The 19318-nt window shown below is 52.5% G+C and carries 18 protein-coding genes and 1 riboswitch; of the genes, 8 read left to right on the top strand and 10 right to left on the bottom strand.

The window, feature by feature from the left end; translation table 11 throughout:
• Window positions 1-13 precede the first annotated feature (13 nt).
• The 8 genes from ftsL to leuO all read right to left on the bottom strand — a co-directional run bounded on the left by ftsL (window position 14) and on the right by leuO (window position 7123).
• The gene (ftsL, locus tag JO226_RS20670) at window positions 14-379 is read right to left on the bottom strand and encodes a cell division protein FtsL (RefSeq protein WP_013367608.1); all 366 of its coding nucleotides are present in this window, start codon (window positions 377-379) and stop codon (window positions 14-16) included.
• Entirely contained in the window at window positions 376-1317 is a 942-nt protein-coding gene (gene rsmH, locus JO226_RS20665) for a 16S rRNA (cytosine(1402)-N(4))-methyltransferase RsmH (RefSeq protein ID WP_296406912.1), read from the bottom strand. The genes ftsL and rsmH overlap by 4 nt, the downstream gene beginning before the upstream one ends.
• 1 nt (window position 1318) lies before the next feature.
• Window positions 1319-1777 (bottom strand): division/cell wall cluster transcriptional repressor MraZ, encoded by a 459-nt coding sequence (mraZ, locus tag JO226_RS20660; RefSeq protein WP_296407005.1) that lies wholly within the window; start codon window positions 1775-1777, stop codon window positions 1319-1321.
• Window positions 1778-2364: 587 nt separating this feature from the next.
• On the bottom strand, window positions 2365-3369 hold the full coding sequence (cra, locus tag JO226_RS20655) for a catabolite repressor/activator (protein WP_296406907.1): 1005 nt from the start codon (window positions 3367-3369) through the stop codon (window positions 2365-2367).
• A gap of 181 nt (window positions 3370-3550) precedes the next feature.
• Window positions 3551-4042, bottom strand: coding sequence for an acetolactate synthase small subunit (gene ilvN / locus JO226_RS20650; RefSeq protein WP_159761039.1), 492 nt, complete (start codon window positions 4040-4042; stop codon window positions 3551-3553).
• A gap of 2 nt (window positions 4043-4044) precedes the next feature.
• Window positions 4045-5769: an acetolactate synthase 3 large subunit gene (ilvI, locus tag JO226_RS20645; protein ID WP_296406904.1), complete on the bottom strand. Its 1725-nt coding sequence runs from the start codon at window positions 5767-5769 to the stop codon at window positions 4045-4047.
• A gap of 99 nt (window positions 5770-5868) precedes the next feature.
• Complete coding sequence (locus JO226_RS20640; RefSeq protein ID WP_296406902.1) at window positions 5869-6042, bottom strand: hypothetical protein; 174 nt, start codon at window positions 6040-6042, stop codon at window positions 5869-5871.
• Window positions 6043-6154: 112 nt separating this feature from the next.
• The gene (leuO, locus tag JO226_RS20635; protein WP_296407002.1) at window positions 6155-7123 is read right to left on the bottom strand and encodes a transcriptional regulator LeuO; all 969 of its coding nucleotides are present in this window, start codon (window positions 7121-7123) and stop codon (window positions 6155-6157) included.
• 614 nt (window positions 7124-7737) lie between these two features.
• Between leuO and leuL the strand changes: the two genes are divergently transcribed.
• The 5 genes from leuL to leuD all read left to right on the top strand — a co-directional run bounded on the left by leuL (window position 7738) and on the right by leuD (window position 12599).
• On the top strand, window positions 7738-7824 hold the full coding sequence (gene leuL / locus JO226_RS23370) for a leu operon leader peptide (protein ID WP_367273568.1): 87 nt from the start codon (window positions 7738-7740) through the stop codon (window positions 7822-7824).
• A 93-nt stretch (window positions 7825-7917) separates the two neighbouring features.
• Window positions 7918-9489, top strand: a complete 1572-nt coding sequence (gene leuA, locus JO226_RS20630; protein WP_296406899.1) for a 2-isopropylmalate synthase — start codon at window positions 7918-7920, stop codon at window positions 9487-9489.
• Window positions 9489-10580: a 3-isopropylmalate dehydrogenase gene (gene leuB, locus JO226_RS20625; RefSeq protein ID WP_296406897.1), complete on the top strand. Its 1092-nt coding sequence runs from the start codon at window positions 9489-9491 to the stop codon at window positions 10578-10580. Before leuA ends, leuB begins: the two co-directional genes overlap by 1 nt.
• Window positions 10581-10582: 2 nt before the next feature.
• Window positions 10583-11983 carry a 3-isopropylmalate dehydratase large subunit gene (leuC, locus tag JO226_RS20620; protein WP_296406896.1) on the top strand — a complete coding sequence of 467 codons (1401 nt, stop codon included), beginning with the start codon at window positions 10583-10585 and terminating at the stop codon, window positions 11981-11983.
• 10 nt (window positions 11984-11993) lie between these two features.
• Window positions 11994-12599 carry a 3-isopropylmalate dehydratase small subunit gene (gene leuD / locus JO226_RS20615; protein WP_296406895.1) on the top strand — a complete coding sequence of 202 codons (606 nt, stop codon included), beginning with the start codon at window positions 11994-11996 and terminating at the stop codon, window positions 12597-12599.
• 31 nt (window positions 12600-12630) lie between these two features.
• Here the strand turns inward: leuD and JO226_RS20610 are convergent, their stop codons facing one another.
• Window positions 12631-13809 carry a sugar efflux transporter gene (locus JO226_RS20610; RefSeq protein ID WP_296406894.1) on the bottom strand — a complete coding sequence of 393 codons (1179 nt, stop codon included), beginning with the start codon at window positions 13807-13809 and terminating at the stop codon, window positions 12631-12633.
• 223 nt (window positions 13810-14032) lie between these two features.
• The gene (gene sgrT / locus JO226_RS20605; protein ID WP_296406893.1) at window positions 14033-14182 is read right to left on the bottom strand and encodes a glucose uptake inhibitor SgrT; all 150 of its coding nucleotides are present in this window, start codon (window positions 14180-14182) and stop codon (window positions 14033-14035) included.
• 87 nt (window positions 14183-14269) lie between these two features.
• Here sgrT and sgrR point away from each other — a divergent pair, with 87 nt between their 5' ends.
• From sgrR to JO226_RS20590, 3 genes are all read left to right on the top strand, one after another.
• Window positions 14270-15928 (top strand): HTH-type transcriptional regulator SgrR, encoded by a 1659-nt coding sequence (gene sgrR, locus JO226_RS20600; protein ID WP_296406892.1) that lies wholly within the window; start codon window positions 14270-14272, stop codon window positions 15926-15928.
• Window positions 15929-15964: 36 nt separating this feature from the next.
• Window positions 15965-16070: riboswitch (TPP riboswitch) on the top strand.
• A gap of 324 nt (window positions 16071-16394) precedes the next feature.
• Window positions 16395-17108, top strand: a complete 714-nt coding sequence (locus JO226_RS20595; RefSeq protein ID WP_296406890.1) for a hypothetical protein — start codon at window positions 16395-16397, stop codon at window positions 17106-17108.
• A 10-nt stretch (window positions 17109-17118) separates the two neighbouring features.
• Window positions 17119-18519, top strand: a complete 1401-nt coding sequence (locus JO226_RS20590) for a PAAR domain-containing protein (RefSeq protein ID WP_296406888.1) — start codon at window positions 17119-17121, stop codon at window positions 18517-18519.
• The last annotated feature ends 799 nt before the right edge of the window (window positions 18520-19318 follow it).

Genomic DNA, 19318 nt, shown 5'->3' with positions numbered 1-19318 from the left:
GTCGCGCTAATCCTTATTTCTGTACAACAATATTTTCCTGTGAAGGATCGACATGCTGCATCTGCAATTTCTCTGTCGCGATCCGTTCTACCCGGCTGTGATCGCCGAGCGCGTTTTCTTCCAGAATCAGGTTGCGCCACTCGATATCGAGCGCATCGCGTTCCAGAACCAGTTGTTCACGCTGCGCCGTTAACAGACGGGTATGGTGCGCCGTCGTCACGACAGTGACTGCCGTCAGAATGATGCAAATGAACAAGCAGAGTGGCAGCTTCCCAAACCGCAAAAGATCGTCACCGATGACGCCAGGCAAAGCATGGCGCTCGTTGCTTCCAATCGATCCTTTTACCTTGCTTAAGGCCTCTGACACTCTGCTGATCATGCGTTCGTCCTCTCTGCAATACGCAGAACTGAACTACGAGCGCGTGGATTCTCTGCCACCTCTTCTTCGCCCGGCATCAACTTGCCTAGTGCTCGCAGTTGACGGCCCCCCAGTTTCCTGAGTTGCTCTTCCGTCATCGGTAACCCTGCCGGAACCTGCGGACCGCGGCTTTGCTCACGCATAAAGCGCTTCACAATGCGGTCTTCCAGCGAATGGAAACTGATAATGGAGAGCCGCCCACCCGGGGCAAGCACGTCGAGCGAGCTTTTTAGCGCCTGCTCTATCTCCTCCAGTTCACTGTTCACCCAGATGCGCACCGCCTGGAAGGTACGGGTCGCGGGATGTTTGTGTTTATCCTTCACCGGCGTCGCCGCGGCGATGACCTCGGCCAGCTCTTTGGTACGGGTCATCGGCTCAACGCGGTTACGCTCAACGATGGCGCGCGCAATACGTTTGCCAAAGCGTTCTTCGCCAAAGGTTTTGATGACCCAGGCGATATCGGCTTCATCCGCCGTTTGCAGCCACTCGGCGGCAGACTGGCCGCGGGTCGGGTCCATGCGCATGTCCAGTGGACCGTCGCGCATAAAAGAGAAACCGCGTTCAGCATCGTCAAGCTGTGGTGAAGAGACGCCAAGATCGAGGAGAATGCCGTCGATCTTGCCGGTAAGACTGCGCTCGGCGGCATAATCAGCCAGCGCGGAGAAAGGTCCATGTACGATGGAAAAGCGGGGATCGTCGATGGTATTCGCCACCGCAATCGCCTCTGGGTCGCGATCGATAGCCAGCAGTCGTCCTTCCGCGCCAAGCTGCGAAAGAATCAGACGCGAGTGGCCACCGCGACCGAAAGTGCCATCAATGTAGATACCATCCGGACGAATATTCAGGCCGTTAACGGCCTCATCCAGAAGTACCGTCGTGTGTTTAAAATTTTCCATCATCTTATAAAGACAAGTCCTGCAACCGTTCCGACAATACTGCGGAATCGGATTGCTCTGCGTCGATATCTTCCTTGACCCGTTGATACCAGGTCGTTTCATCCCACAGTTCAAACTTGTTGAACTGCCCAACCAGCATCACTTCTTTTGTCAGTCCGGCATGTTGCCGTAAAACCGGCGCAATCAGCAAACGACCGGCGTTATCCATCTGACACTCACTGGCATGCCCTAACAGCAGACGCTGAACGCGCCGCTCAGCCGGGTTCATGCTCGACAGCCGCGACAATTTTTGCTCGATGATTTCCCATTCGGGCAGCGGATAAAGCAGCAGGCACGGGTGATGGATGTCAATGGTACAAACCAATTGACCGGAAGCGTTCTCGTTCAGCAAATCCCGATATCGGGTGGGCACCGCTAAGCGCCCTTTGCTGTCGAGATTGACTAACGTTGCCCCACGGAACATGCCAGCCTCACCCCTTTTCACCACTTTAATCCACAAATTCCCACCTTAAGGAGTTTACGGAGCGGAGGAAAAGCTTGTCAAGCCAGCACTAACGCCAACGGAGTCCAAAAACCCAATAATGACGGCAGATATTCGCTCTGTTTAAATTCTGTCCAGCGAAAGAGGCAAATTAACGTTATGAATACTTGTAAGAAAAAATACCAACAGGTCCGTAACGGTTTTCAACAACTCAATCTCACCGAATGAAAATATAAAGTGTCAGTTTGCGACGTGCGCGGCATTTTAGGACATTCTGGCGCATGTTAATAGCCCTTGATGAAAGTGTTTCAGCAGGCGCTGGCAGGGGATTACGCGGGGCAAACCTTCGGTCAGGGATGAAGTGTTTGTAAATTCGGCAAATGCCCGTTAAATATGTAACAAAATAATACAAAAGAAACTTTACTTTACCTGTTATTAACCCTACAACGGTTTTTAGTGCTTATTAAATGCCGTTTTTAATGAAGCCCTAATAATTTTAAAGAATTATCTGAATATATGAGTAAAAGGGAAATAAATGAAGGCAGCGCCGGGCTGCCTTCAGATTTTTATCAGCGACGGCTTAAGCTTCCCCGACGATAAAGATTGCGGCGAATACGGCTCAAGCCAGGTTTCGGCTTGCGCGGCTCATCAAGGCTTGCCAGCACAATCTCCAGCACGCGCTCCGCCACGTCGCGATGGCGCTGCGCGACCGCGAGCACCGGGCACTGCAGAAAATCAAGCAGTTCGTGATCGCCAAACGTGGCGATCGCCAGATCCGAGGGCAGCTTCCCTTCACGACGCAGAGTCACGTCCATCACCCCCTGCAGCAGCGCAAACGAGGTGGTAAACAGCGCCTGCGGCATCGGATGCGTTTCCAGCCATTTATCAAAAAGCTGCGCCGCCGCTTCTCGTTCATAGCTATTGGCGTAGAGGAAGTTGACCTCGCGGGGATCGTCCTTCCACGCGCTACGGAACCCTTGCTCGCGCAGGAAGCTCACGGACAGTTCAGGCAGCGCCCCGAGGTAAAGCACGGTTTGGGCCGGGAAAGTACGCAACTCTGCGGCCAGCGCCTCGGCATCCTCCTGGTCGGCGCCAACGACGCTGGTGAAATGCTCACGATCGAGCGCGCGATCGAGCGCCACGATAGGGAACGAACCATTGGCCCAGCGCTGGTAGAACGGATGCTCAGGCGGTAGCGAGGTGGAGACGATAATCGCATCAACCTGACGCTGCAGCAGGTGCTCAATACAGCGCATTTCGTTATCCGGCTGATCTTCAGAGCAGGCGATCAGCAGCTGATAGCCGCGCTGGCGCGCCTGGCGCTCAAGATAGTTGGCGATACGGGTATAACTGGTGTTTTCGAGATCGGGGATGACCAGACCAATTGAACGCGTGCGTCCTGCCCGCAGCCCGGCTGCTACCGCGTTGGGATGATAGTTATGCTCACGCACAACCGCCATCACCTTCTCGACCGTTTTGTCGCTGACGCGGTACTGTTTGGCTTTGCCGTTAATCACATAACTTGCCGTGGTGCGGGATACACCGGCAAGTCTGGCGATTTCATCCAGTTTCACAATTGCCCCTTGCTAATAATGTACAAACCATAACCACTGCTAAATTATGGAATAAGTTTCATAACATCTAAACGCAGAAAACTGACTCCGGCAACCGCTTTTGTTCGCTCTTACTGCTGATTTCGCAAAAAAAAGCCCGACAAAGGAGGTCGGGCTAAGATTGCAGAGGCGTTTTTTTACGCTAGCGCATAATTTTGTCGCCGCGCGACAATCCCACGATACCGGAACGCGCAACCTCAACGATTCTGGCGACATCACGCAGGGAGGCGAGAAACGCATCAAGCTTATCGCTGGTGCCCGCCAGTTGAACAGTATAGATCGAAGGCGTCACATCAATGATTTGCCCGCGAAAAATCTCGGTATTGCGCTTTACCTCTTCCCGCCCGTAGCCGCTCGCCTGCACCTTCACCAGCATGATCTCACGCTCGACGTGCGCGCCCTGCCCCAGTTCGCTGACGCGCAGGACGTCGACCAGCTTATGCAGCTGCTTTTCGATTTGCTCGATGACCTTTTCGTCACCGACCGTCTGAATCGTCATGCGCGACAGCGTCGGATCGTCCGTCGGCGCCACGGTCAGGCTCTCGATGTTATAGCCACGCTGGGAAAAGAGACCGATCACGCGCGATAACGCCCCAGATTCGTTCTCCAGTAAGACAGATAATATCCGGCGCATAATCAGGTTCTCTCCGTTTTGCTCAACCACATTTCATCCATACCGCCGCCGCGAATCTGCATCGGATAGACGTGTTCACTGCCGTCCACCGTCACGTCGACGAACACCAGTCGGTTATTGCGCACCTGCGTAAGCGCCTCAGCCAGTTTGCTCTCAAGGTCAGCCGGTTTGTCGATGCGGATGCCGACGTGCCCATACGCTTCCGCCAGGCGGACAAAATCCGGTAACGACGCCATGTAGGATTGCGAATGGCGGCCGGAGTAAATCATATCCTGCCACTGCTTCACCATCCCGAGATAGCGGTTGTTAAGGTTCAGCACCAGCACCGGCAACTCGTACTGCAGCGCGGTGGAAAGCTCCTGAATATTCATCTGGATGCTGCCGTCGCCAGTGACGCAAATAACGGTCGCGTCCGGCAGCGCCATTTTAACGCCCAGCGCGGCAGGCAGGCCGAACCCCATGGTGCCGAGACCGCCGGAGTTGATCCAACGGCGCGGCTTATCAAAGGCGTAATAGAGCGCGGCGAACATCTGATGCTGCCCGACGTCAGACGTCACGTACGCATCGCCATCGGTCAGCCGACAAATCGTTTCGATGACCGCCTGCGGTTTGATCTTCTCACTCTGCGTGTCGTACTTCAGGCACTGACGCGCGCGCCATTGATCAATCCGCTGCCACCAGTCTCGGATATCGTCCAGCGGCTGCGTCGTGGTTTCCTGCTCCAGCAGCTCTAACATTTGCTCAAGCACCAGAAGGGCATCGCCGACGATAGGCACGTCCGCCGCCACGGTTTTCGAGATCGACGTGGGGTCGATGTCGATGTGCAAAACGGTCGCTTGCGGGCAATATTTCGCCAGATTATTGGTCGTACGATCGTCGAAGCGAACCCCTACGGCAAAAATCACGTCTGAGTTATGCATCGTCATATTGGCTTCATAGGTGCCATGCATACCCAGCATGCCAAGCGCCTGGCGGTGTGTCGCCGGAAAGGCGCCCAACCCCATCAACGATGAGACTACCGGAATATTGAGTTTTTCAACCAGTGTGCGCAGTTGAGCCTCGCAACGGGCGTTAATCGCCCCGCCGCCAACGTATACCACCGGTTTTTTCGCCGCTATCAGCGTTTGCAGCGCCCGCTTAATTTGACCTTTATGGCCCAGGGTCGTCGGGTTATAGGAACGCATGCTGACCGTCTCAGGCCAAACATACGGCAGCTTGTTCGCCGGGTTGAGAATGTCCTTCGGTAGATCCACCACCACCGGCCCGGGACGGCCGCTTGCCGCCAGCCAGAAGGCTTTTTTCAGCACCCCGGGAATATCTTCCGTCTGCTTAACCAGGAAGCTGTGTTTGACCACCGGGCGAGAAATGCCGACCATGTCGCACTCCTGGAACGCGTCATAACCGATCAGCGATGTTGCCACCTGCCCGGAGAGGATCACCAGCGGGATAGAGTCCATATAGGCCGTCGCAATCCCGGTGATCGCGTTCGTCGCCCCCGGACCAGACGTCACCAGCACCACGCCGACCTCGCCGGTCGCGCGCGCCAGGCCGTCAGCCATATGAACCGCAGCTTGCTCATGCCTTACCAGCACGTGATCGATTCCGCCCACGGTGTGCAGCGCATCATAGATATCGAGGACTGCGCCTCCGGGGTAGCCGAATACCTGCTTCACGCCCTGATCGATAAGCGATCGGACGACCATCTCGGCGCCAGACAACATCTCCATGGTTTGCCTCCAGGCTTTAGTTAATGACGGCAGAATTCATTTCCGCGCAGTCATACAGCAGGACGCAACGTCGTCCTGCTGATTTGTAAATCGCAGCATTTACTTAACATAACCGCTCGTTATCGGGCAGGCAATCGGCGCAACTGCGCATTGCTCAGGGGTGAACAGCAGAAAAGAAAACGATAGCGCAGGAAAATGGTGAATTACTTCAGTAATAAGGAAAGAGAATAGAAAAAATTCGGGAGATACCGTAGCTGGCAGGAAATCATCCATTTTTCGCCCCTCACCAGAATGGCGCTCACGGCAATAACAGAATAAAATTCCAGATAATAAAGTTATGACAAAATAAACCGAAGGTTTTACCCTCCGGTTTATTTTTATGCCGCTAGTGGCGGCAGACGGATACCAGCAGCTCTTCCATCCACTGGTGTCCTTTATCCCGGCCAGCAGCTTCGTGCCAGGACAGGAAACAGGTGCGGCTGTTCACCTTCATTGGCAAAGGCAGAATTTGCAGGTCGAGCTTCTCGGTAAATTCTTCCGCCAGCCAACGCGGCGTCACCGCGACCAGATGCGTTTGCGAAACCACATTCAGAACACTAATTAACGCCATGCCCTGATAGGCAATGCGGGCCTGTTTTTCCGCCGTATCATACCAGGGCAGGCTGAATGAAGCATAACGATCGAGAGAAACTACCGCATGTTCTTCATGATAAATATCGTTTTCTTTCATCGGCCCAATAATACGCGGGTGATTCGCACTCGCCACCAGCACCATTTCGTCATGAAATAATGGCACACAGGCAAACTCAGGACGACGAAACTCCTCATAACCGATAACAAATTCGAGCTCCTGATAACGTAGCTGATGTTCGGTATTTTGATTAAGCGAAGATTTAAATACTAAATGAATATTCGGCGCCATCTCGCTTACTTTGTTAATAATCATTGATGTTAAACGATTATCTAATGGGCTGCAGACGCAAAGGTTAAATATACGTTCGCTGCTAAAAGGCTCGAAACCGGCTCCCGGTAATTCATTTTGTACCAACTGCAGCGCCTGGCGAACGGAGCCAAACAGCTGATAGGCGCGCGCTGTCGGCTGTATTCCCCGGCCATAGCGCACGAAGAGTTCATCATTGAACATCACTTTTAAACGCGACACCGCATTACTCACCGCAGGTTGCGACATCCCTAAAATCTGTGCGGCACGAGTAATGTTCTGCTCCTGCATTACCGCATCGAAAACCGTTAATAAATTTAAATCCACCGCGCGTAACTGCGGACGTTGAGATTCAGGGCCAGAAGCGGTTCGCAGCGCTCCTTTATCGACGATCATATCGGACTCCACTGTCATGCTTAACTCCCTTTGCATAAGTGCAGTAATAAATTTTGACAATATGATTTACCATGCATATAAATTCCGCAAAAGAGAAATAAACAAAATTAGGAATATTTCAAGATATACCCAAAGGAAAAAAGGTGTCAGCCCCATTAATGAGATGGTTTCATCGCCAAATGATAAATGGTGCTTAATGTCGACAGTTTAATCATAAACATCATCAATACACAACCGCACAAAAAGCGTAAGCATATTTAAGTAATATTAAATTGTGTTTTTTTGGACATGTGTTTTTAGATAACAACTTGCGATCAAAATAACGACTAATTTTCGACAGAAAAATAATCCTCATAAATATTTATAGCTATATCATTAAGTTATACAGATGATATCGTCTGGCTGGCAGGATCATACAGACAAAGAAATATGGGTAAATGCATCAAAGTGTGACAATAGTGAATTGACGCTAAAATAATCTGCGAAAAAACACCGTTTTCATCAGCACAATTAGCTAAAGTAAACGGCACATCCCTACAAAGATTGCCGCGATTTCCCACAGCAAAGGTTGACATCGATCGGCGTATCCAGTACCACTAAATGCATATCGAATTTCCCAGGAGCATGACGCAATGATTCGCACCACGCATTTCACCGGTCTACTACTACTAAACGCATCCTTTGTGCGCGGTAGACTGGTGGACGACGTTCAGCGATAAGTCATCTTCCAGCCAGACAGAAAACCCGCGCCTTAGCGCGGGTTTTTTTATGCTCGTAGCAAGGCGACCCAAGACTGACAAGGACCCAAAACCATGAGCCAACAAGTCATTATCTTCGATACGACCTTACGTGACGGTGAACAGGCATTGCAGGCAAGCCTGAGCGTGAAAGAGAAACTGCAGATAGCGATGGCCCTCGAACGTATGGGCGTTGACGTGATGGAAGTCGGTTTTCCGGTCTCCTCGCCGGGTGACTTCGAATCCGTACAGACCATCGCCCGCACCATCAAAAACAGCCGCGTCTGCGGCCTGGCGCGCTGCGTCGAGAAAGATATTGATGTTGCTGCGGAGTCATTAAAAATAGCTGAAGCTTTCCGTATTCATACGTTCATCGCCACCTCGCCGATGCATATCGCCACCAAGCTGCGCAGCACGCTGGATGAGGTCATTGAGCGCGCGGTCTATATGGTGAAGCGGGCGCGCAACTACACCGATGATGTGGAATTCTCTTGCGAAGACGCTGGCCGTACGCCGATTGCCGACCTGGCGCGCGTGGTCGAAGCCGCCATCAATGCCGGCGCAACCACCATCAACATCCCGGACACCGTCGGCTACACCCTGCCGTTCGAGTTCTCCAATATCATCACCGGCCTGTATGAACACGTGCCGAACATTGATAAAGCGATTATTTCGGTACATACCCATGATGACCTGGGGCTGGCCGTCGGCAACGCCCTGTCCGCCGTACACGCTGGCGCGCGCCAGGTAGAAGGTGCGATGAACGGTATCGGCGAACGCGCAGGCAACTGTGCGCTGGAAGAAGTGATCATGGCGATTAAGGTGCGCAAAGACATGATGAATGTGCACACCCGCATCAACCATCACGAAATCTGGCGCACCAGCCAGACGGTCAGCCAGATCTGCAACATGCCGATCCCGGCGAACAAAGCGATCGTCGGCACCGGCGCTTTCGCCCACTCCTCCGGTATTCACCAGGACGGCGTGCTGAAAAACCGCGAAAACTACGAAATCATGACTCCGGAATCTATCGGCCTGAACCAGGTGCAGTTGAACCTGACCTCCCGTTCCGGTCGCGCCGCAGTCAAACACCGGATGGACGAAATGGGGTATCAGGAGTCCGATTACAGCCTGGATAACCTGTATGACGCCTTCCTGAAGCTGGCAGATAAGAAAGGTCAGGTCTTTGACTACGATCTGGAAGCGCTGGCCTTCATCAATAAACAGCAGGAAGAGCCAGAGCATTTCCGTCTGGACTACTTCAGCGTGCAGTCAGGCTCGAATGATATCGCCACCGCCTCTGTGAAGCTGGCCTGCGGCGATGACATTAAAGCCGAAGCCGCCAACGGCAACGGTCCGGTCGACGCGGTGTATCAGGCGATTAACCGCATCACCAACTACAACATCGAACTGGTCAAATACGGCCTGACCGCCAAGGGGCACGGTAAAGACGCGCTGGGCCAGGTCGATATCGTCGCCAACTATAACGGCCGCCGCTTTCACGGCATCGGTCTGGCGACGGATATCGTTGAATCCTCTGCAAAAGCCATGGTGCACGTACTGAACAATATCTGGCGCGCCAGCGAAGTTGAGAAAGAGTTGCAGCGCAAAGCGCAGAATAAAGAGAACAAAAAGGAAACCGTGTAATGTCGAAGAATTACCATATTGCTGTTTTACCGGGCGACGGTATTGGCCCGGAAGTGATGGCGCAAGCCCTGAAGGTACTGGAAGCGGTTCGCAGTCGTTTTGGTATTCGTATTACCACCAGCCATTATGATGTCGGCGGCATTGCGATTGATAAACACGGTACGCCGCTGCCGCAGGCCACCGTTGAAGGGTGTGAAAACGCCGATGCAGTGCTGTTCGGCTCCGTCGGCGGCCCGAAATGGGAGCATCTGCCGCCTGCGGAACAGCCGGAGCGCGGCGCGCTGTTGCCGCTGCGTAAACACTTCAAACTGTTCTCCAACCTGCGTCCGGCAAAACTGTACCAGGGGCTGGAAGAGTTCTGCCCGCTGCGCGCCGATATCGCCGCCAACGGTTTCGACATTCTGTGCGTGCGTGAATTAACCGGCGGTATCTACTTCGGTCAGCCGAAAGGCCGCGAAGGGAGCGGGCAGCACGAGAAGGCGTATGATACCGAGGTGTATCACCGTTTTGAAATCGAGCGTATCGCCCGCATCGCGTTTGAGTCTGCGCGTAAGCGCCGCCATAAAGTCACCTCGATTGATAAAGCCAACGTGTTGCAGTCCTCTATTTTGTGGCGCGAAATCGTCAACGAAATCGCCAAAGAGTACCCGGACGTTCAGCTGTCGCATATGTACATCGACAACGCCACGATGCAGCTGATTAAAGACCCGTCCCAGTTCGACGTACTGCTGTGTTCGAATCTGTTTGGAGACATCCTTTCCGACGAGTGCGCGATGATCACCGGTTCCATGGGGATGCTGCCGTCCGCCAGCCTGAACGAGCAGGGTTTTGGTCTGTATGAACCTGCAGGTGGCTCGGCGCCGGATATCGCGGGTAAAAACATCGCGAACCCGATTGCGCAAATCCTGTCGCTGGCGCTGCTGTTGCGCTACAGCCTGGACGCCGCCGATGCGGCCGCCGCGATTGAAAACGCGATTAACCGCGCGTTAGAACAGGGCGTACGTACCGGCGATTTAGCCCGTGGTACGGCCGCCGTCAGTACCGATGAAATGGGTGATATCATCGCCCGCTATGTGGCCGAAGGGGTGTAATCATGGCAAAGACGCTGTATGAAAAATTGTTTGACGCCCATGTGGTTTTTGACGCGCCAAACGAGACCCCGCTGCTGTATATCGACCGTCACCTGGTGCATGAGGTGACCTCTCCGCAGGCATTTGACGGCCTGCGCGCCCACAAGCGTCCGGTGCGTCAGCCGGGGAAAACCTTTGCAACGATGGACCATAACGTCTCCACACAGACCAAAGATATTAATGCCTCCGGCGAGATGGCCCGTATTCAGATGCAGGAGCTTATCAAGAACTGCAACGAGTTCGGCGTCGAGCTGTACGACTTAAACCACCCGTATCAGGGGATTGTCCACGTGATGGGCCCTGAGCAGGGTATTACCCTGCCGGGGATGACCATCGTCTGCGGCGACTCCCATACCGCCACCCACGGCGCGTTCGGCGCGCTGGCATTCGGCATCGGCACCTCCGAAGTGGAACACGTGCTGGCGACGCAAACCCTGAAGCAGGGGCGCGCCAAAACCATGAAGATTGAGGTCAACGGCGCCGCAGCGCCGGGCATCACCGCCAAAGACATCGTGCTGGCGATCATCGGCAAAACCGGTAGCGCAGGCGGTACTGGCCACGTGGTCGAATTCTGCGGCGACGCTATCCGCGCGCTGAGCATGGAAGGTCGTATGACCCTGTGCAATATGGCGATCGAGATGGGCGCCAAAGCAGGCCTGGTGGCGCCGGATGAAACGACCTTTGATTACGTGAAAGGCCGTCTGCACGCGCCGAAAGGCCGCGATTTCGACGACGCGGTAAGCTACTGGAAAACCCTGAAGACCGACGACGGCGCGACCTTCGATACCGTGGTTACGTTGCAGGCGGAAGAGATTGCGCCGCAGGTCACCTGGGGCACCAATCCGGGCCAGGTGATCTCGGTGAATGACGCGATCCCCGATCCGGCCTCTTTCGCCGATCCGGTCGAGCGCGCCAGCGCCGAAAAAGCGCTGGCCTATATGGGGCTGAAACCCGGCGTTCCCCTGACCGATGTCGCCATTGATAAAGTGTTTATCGGCTCCTGCACCAACTCGCGCATTGAAGACCTGCGCGCAGCGGCTGAAATCGCCAAAGGGCGTAAAGTTGCGCCAGGCGTTCAGGCCTTAGTCGTACCGGGTTCCGGGCCGGTGAAAGCGCAGGCTGAAGCGGAAGGTCTGGACAAGATCTTTATCGAAGCCGGTTTTGAATGGCGCCTGCCGGGCTGTTCTATGTGCCTGGCGATGAACAACGACCGTCTGAACCCGGGCGAGCGCTGCGCATCGACCAGCAACCGTAACTTCGAAGGCCGTCAGGGCCGCGGCGGACGCACCCATCTGGTGAGCCCGGCGATGGCCGCTGCCGCCGCCGTTACCGGTCATTTCGCCGACATCCGTAGCATGAAATAAGGAGACCATCATGGCAGAGAAATTTACCCAACATACGGGCCTGGTGGTGCCGCTGGATGCCGCGAACGTCGACACCGACGCCATCATTCCGAAGCAGTTTTTGCAGAAAGTCACCCGCACCGGCTTCGGCGCGCATTTGTTCAACGACTGGCGTTTTCTTGACGACAAGGGCCAGGTGCCTGACCCGGAGTTTGTACTGAACTTTCCGCAGTATAAAGGGGCGTCGATTCTGCTGGCGCGGGAAAACTTCGGCTGCGGCTCTTCCCGCGAACACGCGCCGTGGGCGCTGACCGATTACGGTTTTAAGGTGGTGATTGCGCCGAGCTTTGCCGACATCTTCTACAGCAACAGCTTTAACAACCAGCTGCTGCCGGTCACCCTGAGCGAAGCGCAGGTTGATGAGCTGTTCGCGCTGGTGCAGGCTACCCCGGGCATCCGCTTCGAGGTGGACCTGGAGGCGGAAGTTGTCCGCGCGGGCGAGAAGACCTACCGTTTCAGCATCGACACCTTCCGTCGTCACTGCATGCTGAACGGTCTGGACAGCATCGGCCTGACGCTGCAGCATGAATCGGCAATCTCGGCCTACGAGAAAAAACAGCCTGCGTTTATGCGCTAAACCTTCCGGCCGGGCGGCATCGTCGCCCGGCCTACACGTCCTTCACGCGAAGGGTCATCACCAGCGCCACCAGCGAAATCGCCGCCATCATCCAGTACACGGCGAAATGACCGACACTTTGCGCCAGCGCGCCCTGAATCACCCCCGCCAGAATCACGCCCGTGGAAATACTGTTCGTAAACAGCGTCGTTGCCGCCCCGGCGCGACCCGGCATCAGATCCTGAAACCACAGCATGCCAATCCCGGCGACGATACCGATAAACACCGCGTTAAACAGTTGCAGAGCCAGCAGCGCCTCGCAGCTGTGAAAAAAGAGTAGCCCGATATAAAACAGCACGCCCGCGACGACGGCGGTGACCATCATCCGGCGTTTCCCGAAGCGCTTCACGTAATATCCCGCCAGGATCATCGCCGGGATCTCCAGACCGGCAGCGGTGCCCATCAGGATCCCGGCAAGCTTATCCGGCAGGCCCAACGAACTGCTGATCCACAGCGGCATATCAATGATGTACATGGTGTTGCAGGTCCACATCAGCGTGGAGGCGATAAACAGCATGCGGACGTTTTTATCGCCCCAGCCGCTGGACGGCGTCACGACCCTTTGCGCAGGCGGTTCCACCCGGGCAACGGAGGGCAGCGCAAAGGCGATCAGCGCAAGGCTTATCGCAAAGATCCCGGCGGCAATCGAGAACATCGCCGTAAAGCCATAGTTGAGCGCCAGCATAAACGCCAGCGGTGGGCCAATCACCCACGCCAGCGATAGCTGCGCACGCATGACGGAGCTGAACATCACCACTTCCCGCGCGGAGTTATCCGCATATTCACGCGCCAGCGCGAACAGCTGCGGCATAGTGGTATTGGCCAGCGACGCCAGCAGCACGCCGCAGGTAAGAAGCGTCAGGTAATGGCGGTTAAAGGCAAAAAGCAGCGCATTGCCCACCGCCATCAGGCAGCAAAACAAAATCAGCGTACGGCGATCGCCCCGGCTGTCGGATCGCTTCGCCAGCCACAGGCTGACCGCGATCCCGGCGACGGCATTGACGGTATAAAACAACCCAACCCAGAAAGGCTGCACGCCGACTTCCCGGCTCAAAAACAGGCTCAGCGTCGGTGCCTGCAGCGCTCCCGCCACGCCAATCATGAAAGCGACCAGCATAAAAGCCGCATAAACGCCGTTCAGACGCCGTCCCATCGTCATCAACCAGAGCATGAACTATCCCTATCCGCAGAGGAAAAACGAAAAAAGCCAGCAGAAAACATCTGCTGGCGGGTGATTCTATACACAAAATCATTCAGGTTGCATCAAGGCGGCCACTGAGGGAATCCCCGGGAGCTTACAAAAGTAAGTGACCGGGGTGACCGAAGACAGCCAACGCAGAGGCAGCGTGAAGGATGAAGTGTATACACCAATACTCAGTCACACATGATTAAGGTCAATGAGGTTCAGAAGCCGTAACGTTCCACTGCATCAGTTCTTCGAGCATTTTCAGCCGCTCTCCTGCCATCAGGCGGGCCAGCCATGACGCTCCCTGCGTCGCTAAAAAGTAGTGCTGATAAAACCGGTGTATTGATGACTTCTGCATATTCACCTCCTCGCTTCATCGGGGATGATTATTGGCTTAATATAGGGATTAATAAATTGCTGAGTTTTCGTCAGGAGTTCCCCTTTTATGTCCTCTGGTCGTTTGCAACAACAGTTCATCCGCCTGTGGCAGTGCTGCGATGGCCATGCGCAGGAAACCACCCTTAACGAACTGGCGGCGCTGTTAAGCTGTTCCCGCCGCCATATGCGTACGCTGCTCAACACCATGGAGGAGCGAGGTTGGTTGACCTGGGAGGCGGAGGCCGGGCGCGGTAAACGCTCGCGCCTGACGTTCCTCTACACCGGGCTGGCGCTCCAGCAGCAAAGAGCGGAGGATCTGCTGGAGCAGGACCGGATCGACCAACTGGTGCAGCTCGTCGGCGATAAATCCGCGGTACGCCAGATGCTGGTGTCCCATCTGGGCAGAAGCTTTCGCCAGGGAAGACACATTCTGCGCGTGCTCTACTACCGTCCGATGCGCAATCTGCTGCCCGGCACGCCGCTCCGGCGTTCGGAAACGCACATCGCCCGGCAGATTTTCAGCGCCCTGACGCGAATAAATGAGGAAAACGGGGAACTGGAAGCCGATATTGCCCACCACTGGCAGCAGATTTCGCCGCTGCACTGGCGCTTTTATCTGCGTCCGGGTATTCACTTCCATCACGGTCGCGAGCTGGATATGGACGATGTGATCGCCTCGCTGCAACGCATCAACTCGCTGCCGTTATACAGCCACATCAACCGCATCATCTCCCCGACCGCCTGGACGCTGGACGTTCACCTGGCCAGACCCGACCGCTGGCTGCCGTGGCTGCTGGGCTATATACCGGCGATGATCCTGCCGCGCGAGTGGGAGTCAATGAACCATTTCGCCAGCCTCCCTGTGGGCACCGGCCCCTATGCGGTGGCGCGCAACAACCTGAACCAGCTGAAAATTCACGCCTTTGACGATTACTTCGGCTATCGCGCGCTGATTGACGAAGTCAACGTCTGGGTGCTGCCGGAAATCGGCGAAGAGGTCACCTGCGGCCTGACGCTGGAGGGGTCGACAGAAGGCGAGGAAAAAGCGGTTGAAAGCCGTCTTGAAGAGGGGTGCTATTACCTGTTGTTCGACGCCCGCACGCCAAAAGGGGTGAATCCGGCGGTACGCCGCTGGGTAAGCCAGATTCTTTCTCCCGCGAATCTGCTCTACCACGCCGATGAGCAGTATCAGGGCTACTGGTTTCCGGCCTACGGCCTGCTGCCGCGCTGGCACCACGCGCGGCCGTTAAAAGGGGAAAAGCCCGCCGGGCTGGAAACGCTGACGATTACCTATTACCGGGAACATCTCGAACACCGCAATATTGCCGTCATCATGCAGCAACTGCTGGCGGAACATCAGGTCAGACTGGACATTCAGGAACTCGAATATGACGAGTGGCACCGCGGAGAAGCCGACAGCGACATGTGGCTCAATAGCGCGAACTTCACGCTGCCGCTGGATTTCTCCCTCTTCGCCCAACTGTATGAAGTACCACTGATCCAGCAGTGCATTCCGCTTGACTGGCAGGCCGACGCCAGTCGCTGGCAGGCCGGAGAGATGAATCTCGCCAGCTGGTGCCAACAGCTTATCGCCCAGCAGTCGGTAGTACCTCTCATCCACCACTGGTTGCGGATCCAGGGACAGCGCAGCATGCGCGGGTTGCGTATGAATACCCTCGGCTGGTTCGACTTTAAATCCGCCTGGTTCGCGCCGCCGGAACCTTAACGCTTCCTGAAAACTTACAAACTCATTACAATAGCGCCGTTCTCAACGGGGTGCTGCAGGCCAACAGGCGTGCGTGCTGAGAAGATACCCGTCGAACCTGATCCGGATAACGCCGGCGAAGGGATTTGAGGCTCACTCAAAATCCTTTGCCCCCCTAAATTCTGAGGTGCAAAGTAAGTTACTTGAAAGGAATAATTACGCTGGAATCATTAACTTAGGCGCAGTTTACTCGCCAAAGACATAACTTGCAAGAAATAGTTTACCTACGAAATCAATCACACCGATTATCACACCATTTAGCCCACTGTAAGTAATTTTTAACTCTCAAGAAAAACAATGTTAACCAGATCACGGATAGAAGCATTGCCTTAATCTTTGAGAGGTTTCTTGGAATGATTCTTTCCTCATTCCTATTGCTTAGGAGTACGATTAACAATCAATAAAAATCAGCATAAGACAGGAAGTTATGAGCGAAAAAATTCATTTCTATGCACCCGGTTCACACGATTACATTAGCCCTACTCTGCTTTGGTCAGTAGCTCGAATGACAGTGAATCCAGATGGTGCTAAGTGGTTAGAAACTCAGTGGGTAGGAGGTGGTGATTTTCAAGGGCTAGCCCTTTACACCTCTGTTCTGGATGCAGCAATAGCGGCAGAGGTGCTAAATAAAAGTGATACACATTCAGAGTGGAAAGTTTATCCTCTCTCTGATCTAAACGTCACTGAAATGATGATTTCAATGAAAGCCCGTCAGAAAGAACATTACAATGTTATGATTGTATTTGGATACTCACTAGACGATTTCAGGAATCTTGAACTATATACAGACCTTTATCGTAGCCTGCAATTCCCTGAATCATTCCCAATCAGTGATGGATTAGATCCTGTAAATAACAAAGTAATTCTTAATTTTGACACATCTAATTTTGAGTATATGAATGATTACTGGCATGAAGAATTTTCGAATTACTGTGAATCTATCGAAGTTCTCAATGCTCAACCTTTCGATTATATTAAAGAACATGCCAACCACGCTGTAGAATCTGCACAAGTAACCAAAACTCCTGTTGCGAGTTCTAAATCACAATTATGTGTTAGCACTTACTCTATAGAAAAACAGATGTGGATTGTATCATCATCAGCTATTCACGGAACTAAACCAGATAACAATCCTCATTAAGGATAATAATATGGCGACTGGTCATTTTCTACGAATTGGGGATAAGACAACATGCGGCGGTAGTATCCTTTCAGGTTCACCTAATCATAGCTTTGGTGGAATTGCGACGGCTAGAAATGGTGATTCTGTATCGTGTGGTAAAGATGGGAAAACTTATCACATAGCAGGTGGCATACCTACTTACACAATTCATGGAGTTGCAGCAGCGGGTACTTTGAATAGTCGTAGTACATGCCCTTGTAATTCAAGTTTCATTCCGTCATTTCTCAATGCTACATATTGGCTTGATACAGAGAAGAAAGTAGTTAAATCTGCTCCTGTAGTAGCTGCCGCTCCATTGGCAGCACCAACTAAGGCAGAGGAACCAGTACAACACGCTCAGACAACTAAAAAGCCACATAAAGAAAAACGTGAACCAGTGGACGCTGGTTTTTGTGTTCTTCCATATGGTGCTGAAACTGGAGCTTATGAAAGATATTTGTTTGAAGGTGAACCGCCAACGGGAACAAAAGAACTTTACCGTTCATTGAATGGAGAGAGTAAGAAATATAAAGCGGGTTCTATCATGCTTCTGGTTGATCCAGAAAAACAAGACAGTGATCAGATCGCCCACATGCAAGCAGCTAAACAACGTATTGATACAGCGTTAGAGCCTCTTACTCATAAGGAAGCTAACTTCCTGCATAATCACTATGCAACTATAGCTAACTTCTCTAACATCGCTGATAAAGGGATTGGCCTATCAGCCGAACCTGTAGGAAAGTATTTCGAAAATATAGAGAAGATCCTGAAAGAGACTCAGGAAACTTACAAGAATACCTACATGACAAGAGGCGCTTTGATTGGTGAGCAATTCCATGTAAGACGTGCTCAACTGTTCAAAGAGCTTGATCGTGTTCTGAAAGTTGGATTCCTTAATAAAGGCATGAAGCTTGGTGAATACACTAACTTAAAAAATGCTCTTGGTCTTTCAACTAAATCCATAACTCATAAATGGAATGAGACAGGGATCAGTGATATTGAAGGTTATGCAACTCACTTAGAACGGGCAGCTAAATATATTCAGGCTATGCGCTACGCTGGTTATGTGAGTATTGGCTTTAGTGCCCTTCATTCAATTAATGAAATAAATGAGGCTTGTTCTGTTGGTCGTGAAGATGAGTGTACTAAAAAGAAATACACTGAAGTAGGTAGCTTTGCAGGGGGGCTCATTGGCAACTATGCAGGTGGTGCGGCTGGTGTTGGTATTTGTTCTCTCGTTTTAGGTGCATTAACAATTGAAGCTGCTGGAGTAGGTGCATTAGCTTGTGGTGTAATCGTTGGTACTGGTGGAGGCTATGTAACAGGAGAAGCATTATCATCTGTTGGTGAAGGTCTAGGTACTATTCTTTATGAATCACAAGGCAACTAGTATGAAATTTTTCTTTGTGGCCTTATCGTTATTTTGCATGTTGATGATTGTTTCAGCATTTGCATATTCGACGTTAAAGAACAAACAGCATAAGGACTTATGCGACAAATTTCATAAACAGTTTGGTTATGTGCCTAATGAAATCACTTTGTTTCGCAGTGGTGGAATGCTTTTTACTTTTCAGAAAGACCTTTACTTTCTACTTCCGCTGATATTCAAAGAAGGTAGTTTCTTTGTTAGAAACATCAACAAGGATTACTATACTTTCGTTCATGGGCTTTCTAAAAAAGAAACGTCTTGGATAAAAATAAAATTTTCTCTTTTGATTATTGGACTACTTCTAGTAATCCCTGACTATATGTTTTTTGTTTATTTCATAAAACAATAGCAATAAAATGATAGCCAGCATGTTGTTTTTGTTGGCTTTCATTATTTCACTTTCTTGAACTTACTTCTAATCTCCCATTCTCCAATCTGACGAGTGATCAAGTAGCCAATCAAGGGTATTGAGAGAATCAATACTTACTCTGGAACGCTTCACAAGCATGATCTGAGGACGGATAATAGCCATAAGATCACTCGCTTTGCGCAAGCTGTCAGTGAGTAAGGATTTACGGTAAAGCTTGCCGTTAGTAAGGGGAATCTGCACATAGTAGATCCCTTTGCGGAGGTAGGTATAACGCAAGTTTTCTGCTTTGAATCTGATACTCATGTTGGTACGCTCTTTATCACAGTGTTTGGAAAAATCGCGTAATCTATTGATTCAAAATAACTACTTGCTTTTCGGCGAAGGGATTTG

The sequence above is a fragment of the Pluralibacter sp. genome (assembly GCF_019237635.1).
GTDB lineage: Bacteria > Pseudomonadota > Gammaproteobacteria > Enterobacterales > Enterobacteriaceae > Enterobacter_B.
This window is presented reverse-complemented; position numbering and strand designations above follow the sequence as displayed.

Bases quoted from the DNA above. Each gene is read 5' to 3' on its own strand.
- JO226_RS20640 (WP_296406902.1), bottom strand. From the start codon at position 6,042: ATGGATGATTTCCTGCCAGCTACGGTATCTCCCGAATTTTTTCTATTC.
- leuC (WP_296406896.1), top strand. From the start codon at position 10,583: ATGGCAAAGACGCTGTATGAAAAATTGTTTGACGCCCATGTGGTTTTT.
- JO226_RS20590 (WP_296406888.1), top strand. From the start codon at position 17,119: ATGGCGACTGGTCATTTTCTACGAATTGGGGATAAGACAACATGCGGC.
- leuB (WP_296406897.1), top strand. From the start codon at position 9,489: ATGTCGAAGAATTACCATATTGCTGTTTTACCGGGCGACGGTATTGGC.
- JO226_RS20610 (WP_296406894.1), bottom strand. From the start codon at position 13,809: ATGCTCTGGTTGATGACGATGGGACGGCGTCTGAACGGCGTTTATGCG.
- ilvI (WP_296406904.1), bottom strand. From the start codon at position 5,769: ATGGAGATGTTGTCTGGCGCCGAGATGGTCGTCCGATCGCTTATCGAT.
- leuD (WP_296406895.1), top strand. From the start codon at position 11,994: ATGGCAGAGAAATTTACCCAACATACGGGCCTGGTGGTGCCGCTGGAT.
- sgrT (WP_296406893.1), bottom strand. From the start codon at position 14,182: ATGCAGAAGTCATCAATACACCGGTTTTATCAGCACTACTTTTTAGCG.
- rsmH (WP_296406912.1), bottom strand. From the start codon at position 1,317: ATGATGGAAAATTTTAAACACACGACGGTACTTCTGGATGAGGCCGTT.
- sgrR (WP_296406892.1), top strand. From the start codon at position 14,270: ATGTCCTCTGGTCGTTTGCAACAACAGTTCATCCGCCTGTGGCAGTGC.
- ftsL (WP_013367608.1), bottom strand. From the start codon at position 379: ATGATCAGCAGAGTGTCAGAGGCCTTAAGCAAGGTAAAAGGATCGATT.
- mraZ (WP_296407005.1), bottom strand. From the start codon at position 1,777: ATGTTCCGTGGGGCAACGTTAGTCAATCTCGACAGCAAAGGGCGCTTA.
- leuL (WP_367273568.1), top strand. From the start codon at position 7,738: ATGATTCGCACCACGCATTTCACCGGTCTACTACTACTAAACGCATCC.
- leuO (WP_296407002.1), bottom strand. From the start codon at position 7,123: ATGACAGTGGAGTCCGATATGATCGTCGATAAAGGAGCGCTGCGAACC.
- ilvN (WP_159761039.1), bottom strand. From the start codon at position 4,042: ATGCGCCGGATATTATCTGTCTTACTGGAGAACGAATCTGGGGCGTTA.
- leuA (WP_296406899.1), top strand. From the start codon at position 7,918: ATGAGCCAACAAGTCATTATCTTCGATACGACCTTACGTGACGGTGAA.
- JO226_RS20595 (WP_296406890.1), top strand. From the start codon at position 16,395: ATGAGCGAAAAAATTCATTTCTATGCACCCGGTTCACACGATTACATT.